Consider the following 16301-nt stretch of genomic DNA (forward strand, 5'->3'; position numbering starts at 1 on the left):
CGACCCCGCGCCCCGCTCCGTGCGGCCGGAAGCGCTGCGCGGGTATGAGAAGGAAGGGCGGCCTCGCCGGGCCGCCCTTTTTCCGTCTACCGGGCAGCGTTGGCTGCGGCTCAACCGGCCCCGTTCTTGTCGCGGCTCTCCAGCATCGCCATCAGATTGGCCAGGCGCGCCTTGCCTTCTTCCTTGGTCACCGGCGCGGCGGCCTTGCGGTCGTTCATCTTGATGTCGCCGCCCATCTCGGCGATGAAGCGGCTGGGCTCGCAGACGCGGGACTCCTTGCCCATCTTGCGCCGCTCGCAATAGGTGATGTTGAGGCTGCGCTGGGCGCGGGTGATGCCGACGTACATCAGCCGGCGCTCCTCATCCACCTTGTCTTCGTCGATGCTGCTCTGGTGCGGCAGCATGCCCTCCTCGACGCCGATCAGGAACACATGGGGAAACTCCAGCCCCTTGGAGGCGTGCAGGGTGGCGAGCTGGACGCCGTCGAAATCCGGGTCTTCCTTGTCCAGCATGGAGATCAGGGCGATGGTCTGGGTCAGCTCGAGCAGGTTCTTGCCGTCTTCCTCGCCCTTGCGCGTCAGCCAGCCGACGAAGTCGCGCACGTTGCTCCACTTGGATTCGGCCTCGCGCGTGCCGCAATGCTCGAACAGCCAGGCCTCGTAGCGTATCGCCAGCAGCAGGTCTTCCAGCACCTGGCCGGCGGGCTCGCGCTGGGCGCGGTACTGGATGCGGTTGATGAAGTCGCCGAACTCGCGCAGCCCTTCCAGCTGCTTGGGCGTGAGATGCACGCTGGCGCCTTCCTCGAACATCGCGGCGAACAGGCCAACGTGGCGGGAGGCCGAGTAGCGGCCCAGCGCCTCTATGGTGCTGGGGCCGATGCCGCGGCGCGGCGTGGTCAGCGAGCGGATGAAGGCGAGGTCGTCGTCCGGGTTCAGCAGCAGGCGCAGGTAGGAGAGCAGGTCGCGGATCTCGGCACGGTCGAAGAAGCTCTGGCCGCCGGACATCACGTAGGGGATGCGCTGGTTGCGCAGCTGCTGCTCGATGATGCGCGCCTGATGGTTGCCGCGGTAGAGGATGGCGTAATCCTTGAAGCGGGTGCGGGCCTCGAACTTGTGGGCGGTGATCTTCATCGCCACCCACTCGGCCTCGTGCTCGGCATCGCGGCAGTTGGTCACCGCGATCTGCTCGCCCGGGCCGTGCTCCGACCACAGCGTCTTCTCGAACAGCTTCTCGTTGTGGGAGATGACGGTGTTGGCCGCCTCCAGGATGCGGCGCGAGGAGCGGTAGTTCTGCTCCAGCTTGATGACCCGCAGCTTGGGGTAATCCTTCTGCAGCAGGCGCAGGTTCTCGACGTCGGCGCCGCGCCAAGCGTAGATGGCCTGGTCGTCGTCGCCCACCGCGGTGAAGGCGCCGCGCACGCCGCAGAGTTGGCGCAGCAGGCGGTACTGGGCGCGGTTGGTGTCCTGGTATTCATCCACCAGCAGATAGCGCAGGCGGTTCTGCCAGCGCTCGCGCACCTCGTCGTTGGTCTCGAAGAGATGCACCGGCAGCGAGATGAGGTCGTCGAAATCCACCGCCTGATAGGCGCGCAGCGTGCGCTCGTACTCGCCGAAGACCTTGGCGGCGGCGAAGGAGAGCTCGTTGTCGGCCAGCTTCACCGCCTCTTCCGGCGGGATCATCGCGTTCTTCCACGACGAGATCTGCCACTGCATCTGCTTGGCGATGCCCTTGTCGCCCTCGCTGGCGACGTCGGAGACGATCTGCACCGTGTCGGAGGCGTCCAGGATGGAGAACTGCTTCTTCAGCCCGCAGTGCAGCGCCTCCTGGCGGATGATGCGCACGCCCAGGGCGTGGAAGGTGCACACGGTGAGGCCGCCCGGCGCACGGCCGCCCATCAGGTGGGCAACCCGCTCCTGCATCTCCTTCGCCGCCTTGTTGGTGAAGGTGATGGCGCCGATGTTGTTGGCGCTGATGCCGCAGCCGTTGATGAGGTGGGCGATCTTGTGGGTGATGACGCGCGTCTTGCCGCTGCCGGCGCCGGCCAGCACCAGGCAGGGGCCGTCCAGGTAATAGATCGCTTCGCGCTGGGGAGCATTGAGAAGGGCGGACATCGGGCAGGGGAAACGCTGAGCAGGACGGGAGGGGGCGGCGCCGGAACCGGTGGTGGCCCGGCGCTGAAACGAAGGCGCCACCCCGGAGGGCGGCGCGGACCGAATTCTAACCGATGGGGCCAGCGGCTCCGGCCGCAGGGCGCTCAGCGGCCCAAGGAGCCGAATACCTTCTTCGCCAGGCTGCCGGCGGCGGATACCGGATCGCGGCGGATCTCGCGCTCTTCCTCGGCGATCATCAGGAACAGGCCATCCAGCGCCTTGCGCGTCACATAGCCTTCCACCTTGGCGTCTTCCGCCTTCACCAGCCCCAGGCTGGCACCCTGGCCGGCGAACTGGTTGTACAGGCCGGACAGCGCCAGCTTGTCGGTGTTCTTCTTCACCACCGGCAAGAAGAGCTGGGTCAGGCGGCTTTCGGTCTTGCTGCGGAAGTACTGGGTGGCGGAGTCGTCGCCACCGCTGAGGATGCGCTTGGCGTCGTCCACACTCATCGCCTTCACCGCGTCGACCAGCAGCGTGCGGGCTTCCGGCACCGCAGCCTCGGCGGCGCGGTTCATGGCGGTGACCAGCTCGTCCAGATCCTTGCCACGGCCGCTCATGCGCAGTAGCGGCTCGGCCTGGGCGAGGCCCTCCGGCAGCGGAATCCTGACCTTGGGATTGGCGAGGAAGCCGTCCTGCCGGCCGAGGGCGGCCACCGCCTGGGCGGCGCCCTGGGTCAGCGCCTCCTTGAGGCCGCCGGTGGCTTCGCTGCTGCTCAAAGCCGCCAGCCCGGCAGCCCAGGCGGGAATGGCGAACAGCATCAGGGCGAAAAACTTGAGGAGGCTGCGCATCTTCTTCTCCAGGTTCTAGCGGGGCGCGGGCGCGATCCGGGGCGACCATCCTCCTGCGAGGCACGCGGCTTGTCCAGCCGGCGATGCCGCAGGCAGCCGGGAAAGGCTCACTCCAGCCCGAACTCGAAGGTGCTCACCACCCGCAGGCGCTTGCCCATGGTGCGGCCCGTGCTGTCGTTGTCGCCACCGTCATCGTCCAGCACCCGGATCACGCCCTGATTGGCGCTCTTCAGTGGCCCCAGCTCGGCACCCGCGTCGGCGGCGAACTTGGTCGCCTGCTCGCGGGCGTTGCGCGTCGCCTCCTCCAGCAGCCGGGGCTTGGCATCGTTGAAGCCGCGCAGCTGGAAGCGCGGGCCGCCCAGCCCCTCGTTGTCGCCGCTGAGCTGGATGCCGGCCTGGATCAGCGGGTCCACCTTGCCGGCGGCCTGCGCCACCGCCTCCACCCGGGCGGACTTCACCGTCACCTGGCCGAGGCCATTGAAGCGCAGCGGCACGCTGGAGGAGCCCCATTCGCGGGCGTAGAGATCCTGCACCTGCAGCGGCCGCACCTCGATCTCCGCGTCCTCGAAGCCCTGCTCGCGCAGGAAGGCGATGACGCGCTCGCGGTCGCCGTTGAGCGCCTGCTGCACCGCGCCGAACTCGTTGCCGCCGCGGCGGAAGCCCAGCGTCCAGATGGCGAAGTCGCTCTTCACCTCCTGCTCCGCCAGGCCCTTCACGGTGATGGAACGGTCCGCCAGGCGGAAGCGCTCCATGCCCTGTCCGACCAGCCAGCCGCCCAGGGCGATGCCGCCACCCAGCAGCAGCGCGGGGAAAAATCCGATGCGGGTATCCGCCACGATGAACTCCCTTCATGCATGCGAAGCCGGCATGGTAGGAAAGCCGCGCCGCGGCGGCTGTGAGGGAATGCAAGGAGCCGCCGGCCACGGACGGGCTCAGGCGGGCGCTGAACGCAGTCCGTAGGCCTGCCCGCGGTGGAACAGGTACTCCACCCGCATCAGCGGGCCGGCGCTGCGGCTGGAGCGATAGCCGATGACCTCCACCGTTTCGCCCGCCTGCAGTTGCGGCACATTCCAGGCGCTGAGGCGGGACAGCGGCGCCAGCTCCAGCGTCCATTCCGCGTCGGCCGGCGTAGCGAGCCGGGTGCGGGCGAGGAAGTCCGCCAGTTCCGGCGGCGCAGTCTGCGCCGGGAGGCTGCGCTGGGCGAGATCCCCCGGCAGCGCCAGACCGCTGGCGGGCTTCAGCACTAGCTCCGCATGCGGGTTCTGCCAGCGCACCGACACCAGCGTGCCGGCAAGGTAAAGGGGTGCGGCGGTGTCGAAACCGCTCCAGCCGTGGTGGGCACGCGCCAGCACAGGGCTCATGCCGGCCGCGCCGACGGCGAGCAGGAAGCATCGTCTATCCATCTCTGTCTCCGGAGGACAACCGCGGGCTGCGGCTGCCGGTTCGATGCGACAGGCGCCGCCGGAGTTCTCAGACGTAGGCGATGGCGCGACCGCAGGCGATGACGCCCATCCACAGCGCGAGGGACAGTACCGCCTGGGTGAAGGCGGTTCCGTCCACCTTCCGCAAGCCGCCGCGGGCATGGAACAGCGCTGCGTTCAGCCCCGCGGCGCAGATGAGGAGGAGCTTCAGCTGGAAGGCGGGATGCGTCAGCAAGCCGGCGGCATCGGCGGCGAACATCACCAGCCCGCTGGCGGCCGCCAGCAGGAAGCCGCCCAGGCTCACCGGCAGCGCCAGCCGGGCCAGCGCCTCCAGCGGCAGCGCACGACCCAGGCCGGCGAGGCGCAAGTCCAGCACCATCAGGCTGCCGAACAGCAGGGCGATGCCGATGATGTGCCCCACCTCCAGCGCCGGATAGGCCCACAGGGATGCGCGCAGCGCCTCGCCCATGGCTCAGGCGGCACCGCATGCGACCGCGCCGCGCGCCGGCATCAGACCACGCCGGCGCCGTGGGCCTGCTGGTCGGCCCAGTAGGAGGAACGCACCATGGGGCCGCAGGCGGCGTTGCGGAAGCCCATCTTCAGCGCTTCGGTCTCGAACATCTTGAAGGTGTCCGGATGCACGTAGCGCAGCACCGGCAGGTGGCCGCCGGAGGGCTGCAGGTACTGGCCGATGGTGAGCATGTCCACGTCGTGGGCGCGCAGGTCGCGCATCACTTCGAGGATTTCCTCGTCGGTCTCGCCCAGGCCGACCATCAGGCCGGACTTGGTCAGCACGTCCGGATGGTTGGCCTTGAATTCCTTGAGCAGGCGCAGCGAGTAGTCGTAGTCGGCACCCGGACGGGCCTGCTTGTACAGCCGCGGCACGGTTTCCATGTTGTGGTTCATGACGTCCGGCGTAGCCTCGGCGAAGATCTGCAGGGCGATCTCCATGCGGCCGCGGAAGTCGGGCACCAGCACCTCGATGGTGGTGTTCGGCGAGGCCTGGCGGGTGTGCTGGATGCACTCGACGAAGTGGCGGGCGCCGCCGTCGCGCAGGTCGTCGCGGTCCACCGAGGTGATCACCACGTAGTTCAGCCGCATGGCGGCGATGGTCTTGGCCAGGTCCACCGGCTCATTGGGATTGAGCGGCTCCGGGCGGCCGTGGCCGACATCGCAGAAGGGACAGCGGCGGGTACAGATGTCACCCATGATCATGAAGGTGGCCGTGCCCTTGCCGAAGCATTCGTGGATGTTGGGGCAGGAGGCTTCTTCGCAGACGGTGTGCAGCTTGTGGTCGCGCAGGGTCTGCTTGATCTCGTTGAAGCGCTCGGCTTCCTGGCCCGCGCCGAGCTTGATGCGGATCCACTCCGGCTTCTTGAGCCGTTCGGCGGGAACGATCTTGATCGGGATGCGGGCGGTTTTTTCCGCGCCGCGCTGCTTGCGGGCTGGGGTATCCATACGCTCTCTCATTTGCGGGTCGCGGCCACGCGGGTAGCGCGGCCGGCCGCCATTATCGCCTGCTTTTCAGTCGGCTGCCGCTGCGTGGGCGACACCGGCACCCGTCACGGAAACCGGCGGCAGCAGGCGCAGCAGGTGGCCCAGCAGGCGTTCGCCCACTGCGGCCACATCGTCGGCGATGCCGAAATCCCGCAGCCGGATGGTCTTCAGGCCTTCGTAGCCACAGGGGTTGATCCAGGTGAAGGGCGCCAGATCGGCATCCACGTTCAGCGCCAGGCCGTGGTAGCTGCAGCCGTTGCGCACCCGCAGGCCGAGGGCGGCGATCTTGGCGCCGTCGATGTAGACGCCGGGCGCGCCAGGCTTGCGCTCGGCGTGGAGGCCGTAATCGGCCAGGCAGTCGATCAGCGCCTGCTCCATCAGGAATACCAGCTCGCGCACCTTGAGGCCACGGCGGCGCAGGTCCAGCAGCAGGTAAGCCACCAGCTGGCCGGGGCCGTGATAGGTGATCTGGCCGCCGCGGTCTATCTGCACCAGCGGGATGCCGGCTTCGCGGCCGGCGGGCAGCAGGTGTTCGGCGAGGCCGGCCTGACCCAGGGTGTAGACCGGCGGATGTTCGAGCAGCCAGATCTGGTCCGGGGTGTCGTCGCCGCGCCCGGCGGTGAAGACGCGCATCGCCTCCAGCGCCGGTTCGTAGTCGACCAGGCCGAGCCGCTTGACCAGCAGATCGCCGGCCACGGCTGCGGGCTGGCCGCCCGCGGTCAAAGGACCACCTTCACCATCGGATGGGAGGTGAGCTCGCGGTAGAGGTTGTCCACCTGCAGCTGGGAGATGGCGCGGAAGGTACACGTCACCGCCAGATAGTTGCCCTTGCTGGAGGGGCGCATCTCGATCGCGGCAGCGTCGAAATCCGGCGCATGCCGCAGCACCACTTCCACCACCGCCTGGGCGAAGCCTTCCACCCGGGCGCCCATGATCTTGATCGGAAAATCGCAGGGATATTCGATCAGGGTCTGTCTTTCTGGATTGTTTTCGTCAGCCACCGCGCATCACCGTCGTCTTGAATGCCTGATACCAGGCGTGCATCTGTTCGCTCACAGGCCCCGGCCTGCCCTCGCCCACCGGCCGCCCGTCCAGGCGGGTGATCGCCAGCACTTCGCGGGTGGAGGACGTCATCCACACCTCGTCCGCGCTGCGCACCTCGTCCTCCAGGATCTCCTGCACCCGGTGCGGCAGACCATTGACGGCAGCCAGTTCCAGCACCACGTCGTAGGTGATGCCGGGCAGCATCAGGTGGCTCTTGGGCGGCGCCAGCAACACGCCGTCGCGGACGATGAAGATGCTGGAGGCGGAGCCCTCGGTGAGGAAGCCATCGCGGAACAATACGGTCTCGTGGCAACCCTGGTCCACCGCGTGCTGGCGCAGCAGGCAGTTGGCGAGCAACGAGGTGGTCTTGAGATCACAGCGCAGCCAGCGGAAATCCGCCGCACTCACTGCGCTGGCGCCGCTTTCGCGCAGTTCCCGCGATGGGGTGACGAGCGCCTCGCTCATCAGGAACACCGAAGGCCGGACCACCTCCGGGAAGGCGTGGTTGCGCCGCATGTCGGCGCCGCGGGTGACCTGCAGGTACAGCGACTGGTCGTCCCAGGGATTCCGGTCCACCACCTCGCGCACCATCGCCGCCCACTCCTGCTCGGCATGCGGGTTGGGAAGGCGCATGGCCGCCAGCGTGCTGGCCAGCCGGGCGAGGTGCTCATCCAGCCGGAAAGGCCGGCGGGAATACACCGGGATGACCTCGTAGGCGCCGTCACCGAACAGGAAACCCCTGTCCATCGGCGACACCTGGGCGTCTTCCAGTGGCAGGTAGCGGCCGTTCAGGTAGCACAGGCTCATCGGCGCCTCCGTGGTCGGTTCAGGCGGTTAAAGGTTCTTGATCCACAGCACCAGGGCGTCCCACAGGCGGCCGAAGAAGCCGGCCACCGGCACGTCCTGCAGGGCGACGACCGGGTACTCGCCTATGGTCTTGTCGTCCAGCGCGAGCTTGAGGGTGCCCACTTCCTGGCCCTTCTGCAGCGGCGCCAGCACCGGTTGGCGGCTTTCCAGGGTGGCGACCACCTTCTCCGCCTGGCCCTTGGGCAGGGACATGACGAAGTCTGAGGTGAAGCCCACCGCCACTTCATTGGCCTTGCCCTTCCATACGCGGAACTGGGACAGCGCCTGGTCGGCGGAGTAGAGCTTCACCGTGTCGAAGAACTGGAAACCGAAGTTCAGCAGCTTGAGCGACTCCTGGGCGCGCACCGCGTCGGAGTCGGCGCCCAGTACCACCGAGATCAGCCGGCGCGGGCCGCGCTGGGCGGAGGAGATGAGGCAGTAGCCAGCGGTGCTGGTGTGGCCGGTCTTCATGCCATCAACCGTGCTGTCCAGCCACAGCAGGCGGTTGCGGTTGGGCTGGGTGATGCCGTTGTAGCTGTACTCCTTCATGGAGTAGAGGCTGTAGAACTCGGGGAAGTCGCGGATGATGGCCGCGGCCAGCAGGGAGAGGTCGCGCGCGGTGGTGTAGTGCTGCGGATCCGGCAGGCCGGTGGAGTTCATGAAGTTGGTGCCGGTGAGGCCGAGGCGCTTGGCTTCGCGGTTCATCAGTGCGGCGAAGGCTTCCTCGCTGCCGGCGATGAGCTCGGCCAGGGCGACGCAGGCGTCATTGCCGGACTGCACGATCACCCCGCGGATCAGCTCCTGCACCGTGACGGGCTTGCGCGGCTCGATGAACATCCGCGAGCCTTCCTGCCGCCATGCCTTGTCGGAGACCGGCACGGGCTGGTCCAGCGCGATGGTTCCCGCCTTGATCGCCGAGAAGGTCAGGTAGGCGGTCATCAGCTTGGTCAGCGAGGCCGGCTCGATGCGCTCATCCGGCATGTTGGACGCCAGCACCTGGCCGGTGGCGTGGTCCATCAGCACCCAGGCCTTGGCGGCGAGGGCGGGGGCCGGGATGGCCTGGGCGGAAGCGGTGAAGGAGAAAAGCGAAAGCAGCAGGGCAAATACGGCGGTGAAGAGACGCATGGAGAGAAACCTGATGTGGGGGAGGAACGGCGGGCGGGGCGGACAATTATAGGACGCACCCCGTACCCGGACCACGGCGGACAGCCTTTGTTTCAACCGCCGGCGTTTTTCTTCCCGCCTCAGCGCCAGCGAGGGGCGCAAGGGAGATGGGCGGCAACGGCGGGCGGCGGGCAGGGCCGCCGGCACTTCCCGGTCCGGGCAGCACGGCGGCGCTGCTGCCGCCTGGGTTCAGCGCTGGACGACGAAGGGTTTGAGCTTGAGCACCGCGGCGATGCGGTCCGCCGCGCTGCGGGCTTCGTCCACGCTGGCGTAGGGCCCGGCGTGCAGGCGGAAGCGGCCGCCGTCGGCGTACAGCTCCAGGCTCTGGGCGAAGGCGGCCAGCTCCTTGGCCACAGTGTCGCGGAAGCCCTCGGCGTTGTCGCGGGAGGAGAAGGCGCCCAGCTGCAGGAAGATGCCGGTGCCGGTCGCCGAGCTGGGCGGCTTCAGTGCCGGCTCCCCGGATTCGCCAGGCGCGCCGGCCAGCGGCGCGAGCTGGGCGGCGCTCGGCCCGCCGCGGCCGGGCAGCGGCGGCACCGGGTCGGTGTCGGCGTACATCGGCAGCTCGCCCGGCAGGATCTGCTCCACCTCCACTTCGGTGCTGCCGCTGTTCACATAGCCCAGCTTGTAGGCGGCGGTGTAGGAGAGGTCCATCACCCGGCCCTTGTGGAAAGGGCCGCGGTCGTTGATGCGCACTACCACCGAGCGGCCGGTGGCGACGTTGGTGACGCGCGCATAGCTGGGGATGGGCAGCGTTGGATGCGCGGCGGTCATCGCGTACATGTCATAGGGCTCGCCGCTGGAAGTGGCCTGGCCGTGGAAGCGGCGGCCGTACCAGCTGGCGACGCCACGCTCGCGGTAGGGCGCCAGCACGGTCGCCGGCACGTAGTTCTGGCCGAAGACGTTGTACGGGCGGTTGGCGAAACGGTGCAGCGGCTCCAGCTTGGGCTGGGCGTCGGGGATGAGTTCGAGGTTGTCCGGCGGGATGTCGTCCGGACCGTCGTCCTTGTAATAGCCACCACCGCGGCGGGTGGTGGCCTTGGGCGGCGTGGCCGGCGCTTCGCCGCGCGGACCGCCGCTGCCGCTGGCGGTGCTGTCGGGCGCGCGGGTGGGCGTGCTGCCGCAGGCGCTCAGCAAGGCGCAGGCGGTGGCGGCGCACAGCAGGCTCAGGGGGGAGGCGGAGCGAAAGGCGGCGTTGCGGCGCGCCCCGGCCACCAGGGCTGCGGAGGGTCGTAGTGTCGTCATCTCGTTCGCCGCAGCCTATTTGGGAGACGAAAGGCGGCTGCGCTGTATGCTCATCAGGATACCCACCCCAAGACACAGGGTGACCAAAGCGGTTCCCCCGTAGCTCACGAAAGGCAGCGGCACGCCCACCACCGGCAGGATGCCGCTCACCATGCCCATGTTCACGAAAGCATAGGTGAAGAAGATCATGGTGATCGCCCCGCCGAGCAGCTTGCTCGCCAGTGTGGGGGCGTTGACGGAGATCTGGAAGCCGCGCGCCAGCAGCAGCACGTAGATGATGAGCAGCACGATGGCGCCGGCCAGCCCCAGTTCTTCCGCCAGCACGGCGAAGATGAAGTCGGTGTGGCGTTCGGGCAGGAAGGCGAGGTGGGTCTGGGTACCGGCCATCCAACCCTTGCCGAGCACGCCGCCGGAGCCGATGGCGATGGTGGACTGGATGATGTGGAAGCCCTTGCCCAGTGGATCCTGCGTCGGGTCCAGCAGGGTGCACACCCGGTGCTTCTGGTATTCGCGCAGGCCGTACCAGTCCACACCCGGCTGGCACAGGGTGTCGCCGAAGGCGATGATGCTGCCGATCCCGATGATACCGACCAGCGCCACCGGCACGATCAGCTTCCACGACAGGCCGGCGAAGAAGATCACGTAAAAGCCGGCGGTGGTCACCAGCAGACTGGTGCCCAGGTCGGGCTGGATTAGGATCAGCCCGACCGGCACCACCAGCAGCAGGCCGGCGACGATGAAGTCGCGGAAGCCGATCTGCCCCTCGCGCTGCTGGAAGTACCAGGCCAGCATCAGCGGCATGGCGATCTTCATCAACTCCGAGGGCTGGATGCGGGTGACGCCGACGTGCAGCCAGCGCTGGGCGCCCTTAGACACCTCGCCGAACAGTTCCACCGCCACCAGCAGCACCACGCCGACGATGTACAACGGCAGCGCCAGCGACAGCATGCGCTGGCTGGAGATGGTCGCCGCCACCCACATCGCCGCCAGCGCCACCACGGTGTTGATGGTCTGCGCCTCCAGCCGGTCGGGCGAGGCGCTGATCATCAGGAAGTAGGCGTAGCCCAGCAGCGCGCCCAGGATCAGCATCAGCTGCGGGTCGATGGGGCGCAGGAAGGCGCGCAGCAGGCCCAGCGGGTGGAAGCGGCTCTCGGTCATTCGTCGCTCTCCGCGGCATCCACGTCTTCGGCTGCCGGCTGGTTGGGACGCTTGCCGAGCAGGTAGTAGTCCATCACCAGACGGGCGATGGGCGCGGCCGACTGGGCGCCGAAACCGCCGTTCTCCACCAGCACCGCCAGCGCGATCTTGGGCTCGTCCGCCGGCGCGTAGGCGATGAACCAGGAGTGGTCGCGCAGGCGCTCGCTGACCCGGCCCTCGACGTACTTTGCGCCCTTGAGCGAGAACACCTGGGCGGTGCCGGTCTTGCCGCCGACCGAATACGGCGCGTTGCCGAAGGCGCGGGCGCCGGTCCCCGCCTTGGTCACGTCCACCATGGCGGCGCGCACCGTGGCCACATGCTCCGGCTTGAGCCCGAGCTGGCGTATCGGCTCCGGCTCCACCACCCGCTTGGCGTTACTGCGGTTATCCACTACATGACGCACCAGGTGCGGCCGGTACACGTTGCCGCCATTCACCACCGCCGACAGGGCATTGGCCATCTGCAGCGGGGTGTAGGCGTTATAGCCCTGGCCGATGCCGACCGAGATCGTCTCGCCGCCGAACCAGCGCTGCTGTTCCGGCCGGCGGAAGCGGCGCTTCTTCCAGTCGGGCGAGGGCAGCACGCCTTCCGCTTCGCCGGGGATGTCGATGCCGGTGCGGGAGCCGAAGCCCAGCGGCGACATGAAGCGGGCGATGCCTTCGATGCCGAGATCGTTGGCGAGCTGGTAGTAATAGGTGTTGCAGGACACCACGATGGACTTGTGCAGATCCACCATGCCGTGGCCACCCACCTTGTCGTCCATGAAGCGGTGGCCGCCAAAGGCGAAGAAGCCGGGATCGGCGATGGCCTGGCCGGCGGTGCGCTTGCCGGCGGTCAGCCCCGCCAGCGCCATGAAGGGCTTGAAGGTGGAGCCCGGCGGATAGGCGCTGAAGATGGCGCGGTTGAGCAGCGGATGGTCGGGTGAATCGTTGAGCGCCTTCCAGTCCTGGGTGGAGATGCCATCCACGAACAGGTTGGGATCGAAGGTGGGCGTGGACACCAGCGCCAGCACGCCGCCGGTGGCCGGCTCTATCGCCACCATGGCGCCGCGGCGGTTGCCGAAGGCGGCCTCGGCCACCTTCTGCAGCTCGATGTCCAGCGTCAGCTCCAGGTCGTTGCCGGCCATGGCCGAGGTGCGCGACAGCCGCCGCACCGCGCGGCCGCCGGCGTTCACCTCCACCTGCTCGACGCCGGTGGTGCCGTGCAGTTCGGCCTCGTAGGACTGCTCCAGACCACTCTTGCCGATGTATTCCGAGCCGCGGTAGTTGGCGGTTTCGCCGCGTTCTTCGATGCGCTCCACGTCGCGGTCGTTGATGCGGCCGATGTAGCCGACGACATGCGAGGCGGTGGCCCCCTGCGGGTAATCCCGGAACAGCCGCGCCTGCACCTCCACGCCGGGGAAGCGGTAACGCTGGGAGATGAAGCGCGCCACTTCGTCGTCGCTCAGGCGGGTGCGTATGGGAACGCTCTCGAAGTTGCGGCTTTCTTCGAGGATCTTGCGGAAACGCCTGCGATCGCGCTGCTCTATGGTCAGCACTTCGGCGAGACGGTCTATGGTCTCGTCCAGGTTGCCGGCGCGCGATGGCGTGATCTCCAGCGTGTAGGCCGCATAGTTGCGCGCCAGCACCACGCCGTTGCGGTCCACGATGCTGCCGCGGTTGGGCACCACCGGCAGCAGGGCGATGCGGTTGTCCTCTGCCCGGGTATGGAAGTAGTCGTGCCGCACCACCTGCAGGTAATAGAAGCGGGTGGCGAGCAGGCCGAAGCAGACGAGGACGAACAGCCCGGCCACCACCACCCGGCGGCGAAAGCGCCAGCTCTCCTGGTCGGGGGTGCGGAACTCCGTCATTGTGCGCGCCGGCTCAGATGGGACGGTTGTCGTCCCGCTCCACCGGCTGGTACTGCGGCAGCAGCAGCAGGAAGCTCATCGGCGCCCACAACAGCACGCTGGTGAAGCTGGAGAGGAAGTACAGCCAGCCGGGAAACTCGGCGCCGGCCAGCAGGCGCACGATCACCATCAGCAACTGCGCCGCCAGCAGCATGGGCAGCACGTGCAGCGCCTGTTGCAGCAGCGGGAACCACATCAGCCGGCGGGCGAAACGCCCCGCCAGGTAGGCCACCACCACATAGGCCAGCGCATGCTGCCCCATGGCAGCGCCCTGGCCGATGTCCACCAGCAGACCGAAGACGAAACCGGCCCCCATGCCGATGCGCAGCGGCTCGCGGATGCACCAGAAGGCCAGCACCAGCGCCACCCAGTCGGGCACGCCGGGGAAGGTGCCGGTGGGCACATAAGCGAAACCCAGCGCCAGGATGAGGCTGAAATAAATGAACCACAGCTTGACCGGCAGCAGGATGCGGCTGGAACGGTTGGTCGGTTGCATGTCAGTCCTCCGGACCGTTCACGGCCGCCCCACCACGGAGCAGCCAGGGCGCGCGATGCGACGGGCGCTTCATCTCAGGGCGCCTCGGCCTTCTCTGCCGGGGCCGCCTGCGGCAGCGGCGGCGGCAATTCCGCCCGGCCCAGCACCAGCACCTGCACACTGCGTTCGATGCCGGCCAGCGGCTCGCAGACGATGCGGGCGAAAGCCTCCGCCTCCCGGTCCACCGCCGCCACCTCGGCCACAGGCAGGCCGGGCAGGAAGACGCCGTCCAACCCGGAGGTGACCAGCCGGTCGCCCGGCTGGATGTCCGCGCTGGCGATCACGAAGCGCAGCTCCAGCCGCCCCTGGCCGGAGCCGAACAGCACGCCGCGCAGGCCATTGCGGAGCACCTGCACCGGAATCGCCTGGTTGCGGTCGGTCAGCAGCGTGACTTCGGACTGGATGGGATAGACCCGCGTCACCTGACCGATCACGCCCTTGGCGTCCACCACCGCCAGCCCCGGCTCCACACCTTCCTGGGCGCCGCGGTCGAGAATGACCTTGCGCGAAAACGGATCCGGCGCGTTGTAGAGGATTTCCGCCGCCACGCTGCGTACGCCCACCCGCTGCGACATCTCGAGCAGGCCGCGCAGCTGCTGGTTTTCCTGCTCCAGCTGCTCGAAGCGCAGCAGGCGCTCGCCGCTGCCGAGTTGCTGCCGGCGCAGGTCGGCATTGTCCAGCTGCACCTGGATCAGGGTAGCGAAGTAGTGGGAGGCATTGCGCACGAAGTCGGCCGGCTTGGCCGCCGCCATCTGCAGCGGGTAGGTGGCGACCGACAGCCCCTGCCGCAGCACTTCCAGGTAGCGGAACTTCAGGTCTGCCACCAGCAGCGCCAAGCAGACGCACACGAGCAGCATCAGCCGCGCCAAAGGCGCAGGGCCGCGCTTGAAGATGGGGGGCGGTTGATGGCCGACTAGGGACATCGCGGGTTCGGGGGTCGGCGGAAAGCGAAGGGAACGACGGAGGAAGCGGCGGAGGGCTCAGGGCCGGGGCCCGCGCCCGGCCTCGCCGGGCACGGTGGCGGAAGGCTCAGTCGGAAGTGAAGATGGAACCGAGCTTGTCCATCTTTTCCAGGGCCATGCCGCAGCCGCGGGCCACGCAGGTGAGCGGTTCGTCAGCGACGATCACCGGCAGGCCGGTCTCTTCCATCAGCAGGCGGTCGAGGTCGCGCAGCAGCGCGCCGCCGCCGGTCAGCACCATGCCGCGGTCGGCAATGTCGGCGCCCAGTTCCGGCGGGGTCTGCTCCAGGGCGATCTTCACCGCGGAGACGATCTGGTTCAGCGGTTCGGTCAGCGCCTCCAGGATTTCGTTCGAGGAAATGGTGAAGCTGCGGGGGATGCCCTCGGCAAGGTTGCGTCCCTTCACCTCCATCTCCCGCACTTCCGAGCCGGGGAAGGCGGAACCGATTTCCTTCTTGATGTTCTCGGCGGTGGTGTCGCCGATCAGCATGCCGTAGTTGCGGCGGATGTAATTGACGATGGCGTCGTCGAACTTGTCGCCGCCGACGCGCACGCTGCCGGCATACACCATGCCGCCCAGCGAGATCACGCCCACCTCGGTGGTGCCGCCGCCGATGTCCACCACCATGGAGCCGGTCGCGTCCGACACCGGCAGGCCGGCGCCGATGGCCGCCGCCATCGGCTCCTCGATCAGGTAGACCTGGGAGGCGCCCGCCGCCAGGGCCGCGTCACGGATCGCCCGGCGCTCGACCTGGGTGGAGCCGCAGGGCACGCAGATGATGATGCGCGGGCTGGGCGACAGCAGACGGGAGTCGTGCACCTTCTTGATGAACTGCTTGATCATCTGCTCGGTGACGACGAAGTCGGCGATCACGCCATCCTTCATCGGCCGGATCGCCGTGATGTTGCCGGGCGTCTTGCCCAGCATCTGCTTGGCGGCATGCCCCACCGCCTGGATGGTGCGCTTGGCGTTCGGACCGCCTTCGGTGCGGATCGCCACCACCGAGGGTTCGTCGAGCACGATGCCTTTGCCGCGCACGTAGATCAGGGTGTTGGCCGTGCCGAGGTCGATCGCCAGGTCGTTGGAGAAATAGGAACGCAGAAAGCCGAACATGGAAAATTCCGAAACCGGTGGAGAGAATGCGTCGCCCGGGCGCGAGAGGCAACGGGACTGCCCCCGAACGGGGAGAAACGATTATGATAACCTACAAACCTTTGTCGACTAAGCAGGTTTTTGTTAACTCATGTCGCTCTCCAACGAACAAGTCGGGCACGTCGCGCGCCTCGCCCGCATCGCCCTGACCGAGGCAGAAACCGAGGCGACCCGGCGCAAACTGGACGGCATTTTCGGCCTCATCGAGCAGATGCAGGCGGTGGATACCACCGGCGTCGAGCCCATGAGCCATCCGCAGGAACTCGCCACCCGCCTGCGCGAGGACGCTGTCATCGAGACCGACCGACGCGCCGCTTTCCAGGCCATCGCCCCGCAGACCGAGGCTGGACTCTACCTGGTCCCCAAAGTCATCGAATGACCCGGCCGGCCGCAGCGGCCCCCGCGCCGCCGCCGCC

The 16301-nt window shown here is 68.1% G+C and carries 17 protein-coding genes; 1 reads left to right on the plus strand and 16 read right to left on the minus strand.

What is annotated here, in order from left to right:
* Positions 1 to 110: 110 nt before the first annotated feature.
* The 16 genes from C7389_RS20335 to C7389_RS20410 form a co-directional block, all read right to left on the minus strand.
* Positions 111 to 2111, minus strand: a complete 2001-nt coding sequence (locus C7389_RS20335) for a UvrD-helicase domain-containing protein (RefSeq protein WP_133594489.1) — start codon at positions 2109 to 2111, stop codon at positions 111 to 113.
* 143 nt (positions 2112 to 2254) lie between these two features.
* Complete coding sequence (locus C7389_RS20340; RefSeq protein WP_133594490.1) at positions 2255 to 2938, minus strand: DUF4197 domain-containing protein; 684 nt, start codon at positions 2936 to 2938, stop codon at positions 2255 to 2257.
* Positions 2939 to 3045: 107 nt separating this feature from the next.
* Positions 3046 to 3774, minus strand: a complete 729-nt coding sequence (locus tag C7389_RS20345; protein WP_133594491.1) for an SIMPL domain-containing protein — start codon at positions 3772 to 3774, stop codon at positions 3046 to 3048.
* A 96-nt stretch (positions 3775 to 3870) separates the two neighbouring features.
* Entirely contained in the window at positions 3871 to 4341 is a 471-nt protein-coding gene (locus tag C7389_RS20350; protein WP_133594492.1) for a DUF6152 family protein, read from the minus strand.
* A 67-nt stretch (positions 4342 to 4408) separates the two neighbouring features.
* Positions 4409 to 4828, minus strand: coding sequence for a hypothetical protein (locus C7389_RS20355; protein ID WP_133594493.1), 420 nt, complete (start codon positions 4826 to 4828; stop codon positions 4409 to 4411).
* 41 nt (positions 4829 to 4869) lie between these two features.
* Positions 4870 to 5817 carry a lipoyl synthase gene (gene lipA / locus C7389_RS20360; protein WP_133594494.1) on the minus strand — a complete coding sequence of 316 codons (948 nt, stop codon included), beginning with the start codon at positions 5815 to 5817 and terminating at the stop codon, positions 4870 to 4872.
* A 66-nt stretch (positions 5818 to 5883) separates the two neighbouring features.
* A complete protein-coding gene (lipB, locus tag C7389_RS20365; RefSeq protein ID WP_133594524.1) occupies positions 5884 to 6540 on the minus strand; it encodes a lipoyl(octanoyl) transferase LipB in 657 nt (218 codons plus the stop codon).
* 35 nt (positions 6541 to 6575) lie between these two features.
* Positions 6576 to 6788 (minus strand): YbeD family protein, encoded by a 213-nt coding sequence (locus C7389_RS20370; RefSeq protein ID WP_248280840.1) that lies wholly within the window; start codon positions 6786 to 6788, stop codon positions 6576 to 6578.
* 61 nt (positions 6789 to 6849) lie between these two features.
* Positions 6850 to 7707: a D-amino acid aminotransferase gene (locus tag C7389_RS20375; protein WP_133594496.1), complete on the minus strand. Its 858-nt coding sequence runs from the start codon at positions 7705 to 7707 to the stop codon at positions 6850 to 6852.
* 27 nt (positions 7708 to 7734) lie between these two features.
* The gene (locus C7389_RS20380) at positions 7735 to 8871 is read right to left on the minus strand and encodes a D-alanyl-D-alanine carboxypeptidase family protein (RefSeq protein WP_133594497.1); all 1137 of its coding nucleotides are present in this window, start codon (positions 8869 to 8871) and stop codon (positions 7735 to 7737) included.
* A 228-nt stretch (positions 8872 to 9099) separates the two neighbouring features.
* Positions 9100 to 10152 carry a septal ring lytic transglycosylase RlpA family protein gene (locus tag C7389_RS20385; RefSeq protein ID WP_133594498.1) on the minus strand — a complete coding sequence of 351 codons (1053 nt, stop codon included), beginning with the start codon at positions 10150 to 10152 and terminating at the stop codon, positions 9100 to 9102.
* A gap of 15 nt (positions 10153 to 10167) precedes the next feature.
* Positions 10168 to 11310 (minus strand): rod shape-determining protein RodA, encoded by a 1143-nt coding sequence (rodA, locus tag C7389_RS20390; protein ID WP_133594499.1) that lies wholly within the window; start codon positions 11308 to 11310, stop codon positions 10168 to 10170.
* On the minus strand, positions 11307 to 13199 hold the full coding sequence (gene mrdA, locus C7389_RS20395; RefSeq protein WP_133594500.1) for a penicillin-binding protein 2: 1893 nt from the start codon (positions 13197 to 13199) through the stop codon (positions 11307 to 11309). Before mrdA ends, rodA begins: the two co-directional genes overlap by 4 nt.
* 13 nt (positions 13200 to 13212) lie before the next feature.
* A complete protein-coding gene (gene mreD, locus C7389_RS20400; protein ID WP_133594501.1) occupies positions 13213 to 13734 on the minus strand; it encodes a rod shape-determining protein MreD in 522 nt (173 codons plus the stop codon).
* A 74-nt stretch (positions 13735 to 13808) separates the two neighbouring features.
* Positions 13809 to 14696 (minus strand): rod shape-determining protein MreC, encoded by an 888-nt coding sequence (mreC, locus tag C7389_RS20405; RefSeq protein ID WP_133594502.1) that lies wholly within the window; start codon positions 14694 to 14696, stop codon positions 13809 to 13811.
* A 106-nt stretch (positions 14697 to 14802) separates the two neighbouring features.
* On the minus strand, positions 14803 to 15846 hold the full coding sequence (locus C7389_RS20410; RefSeq protein ID WP_133594503.1) for a rod shape-determining protein: 1044 nt from the start codon (positions 15844 to 15846) through the stop codon (positions 14803 to 14805).
* A gap of 130 nt (positions 15847 to 15976) precedes the next feature.
* Here C7389_RS20410 and gatC point away from each other — a divergent pair, with 130 nt between their 5' ends.
* A complete protein-coding gene (gene gatC, locus C7389_RS20415; RefSeq protein WP_133594504.1) occupies positions 15977 to 16264 on the plus strand; it encodes an Asp-tRNA(Asn)/Glu-tRNA(Gln) amidotransferase subunit GatC in 288 nt (95 codons plus the stop codon).
* The last annotated feature ends 37 nt before the right edge of the window (positions 16265 to 16301 follow it).

Origin of the sequence: Azoarcus indigens, assembly GCF_004361735.1 — a bacterium.
Classification (GTDB): domain Bacteria; phylum Pseudomonadota; class Gammaproteobacteria; order Burkholderiales; family Rhodocyclaceae; genus Azoarcus; species Azoarcus indigens.

Excerpts from the sequence above, each read along its gene's own strand:
- C7389_RS20335 (WP_133594489.1), bottom strand. The coding sequence starts at position 2,111 with ATGTCCGCCCTTCTCAATGCTCCCCAGCGCGAAGCGATCTATTACCTG.
- C7389_RS20340 (WP_133594490.1), bottom strand. The coding sequence starts at position 2,938 with ATGCGCAGCCTCCTCAAGTTTTTCGCCCTGATGCTGTTCGCCATTCCC.
- C7389_RS20350 (WP_133594492.1), bottom strand. The coding sequence starts at position 4,341 with ATGGATAGACGATGCTTCCTGCTCGCCGTCGGCGCGGCCGGCATGAGC.
- C7389_RS20355 (WP_133594493.1), bottom strand. The coding sequence starts at position 4,828 with ATGGGCGAGGCGCTGCGCGCATCCCTGTGGGCCTATCCGGCGCTGGAG.
- lipA (WP_133594494.1), bottom strand. The coding sequence starts at position 5,817 with ATGGATACCCCAGCCCGCAAGCAGCGCGGCGCGGAAAAAACCGCCCGC.
- C7389_RS20370 (WP_248280840.1), bottom strand. The coding sequence starts at position 6,788 with ATGGGCGCCCGGGTGGAAGGCTTCGCCCAGGCGGTGGTGGAAGTGGTG.
- C7389_RS20375 (WP_133594496.1), bottom strand. The coding sequence starts at position 7,707 with ATGAGCCTGTGCTACCTGAACGGCCGCTACCTGCCACTGGAAGACGCC.
- C7389_RS20380 (WP_133594497.1), bottom strand. The coding sequence starts at position 8,871 with ATGCGTCTCTTCACCGCCGTATTTGCCCTGCTGCTTTCGCTTTTCTCC.
- C7389_RS20385 (WP_133594498.1), bottom strand. The coding sequence starts at position 10,152 with ATGACGACACTACGACCCTCCGCAGCCCTGGTGGCCGGGGCGCGCCGC.
- rodA (WP_133594499.1), bottom strand. The coding sequence starts at position 11,310 with ATGACCGAGAGCCGCTTCCACCCGCTGGGCCTGCTGCGCGCCTTCCTG.
- mrdA (WP_133594500.1), bottom strand. The coding sequence starts at position 13,199 with ATGACGGAGTTCCGCACCCCCGACCAGGAGAGCTGGCGCTTTCGCCGC.
- mreD (WP_133594501.1), bottom strand. The coding sequence starts at position 13,734 with ATGCAACCGACCAACCGTTCCAGCCGCATCCTGCTGCCGGTCAAGCTG.
- mreC (WP_133594502.1), bottom strand. The coding sequence starts at position 14,696 with ATGTCCCTAGTCGGCCATCAACCGCCCCCCATCTTCAAGCGCGGCCCT.
- C7389_RS20410 (WP_133594503.1), bottom strand. The coding sequence starts at position 15,846 with ATGTTCGGCTTTCTGCGTTCCTATTTCTCCAACGACCTGGCGATCGAC.
- gatC (WP_133594504.1), top strand. The coding sequence starts at position 15,977 with ATGTCGCTCTCCAACGAACAAGTCGGGCACGTCGCGCGCCTCGCCCGC.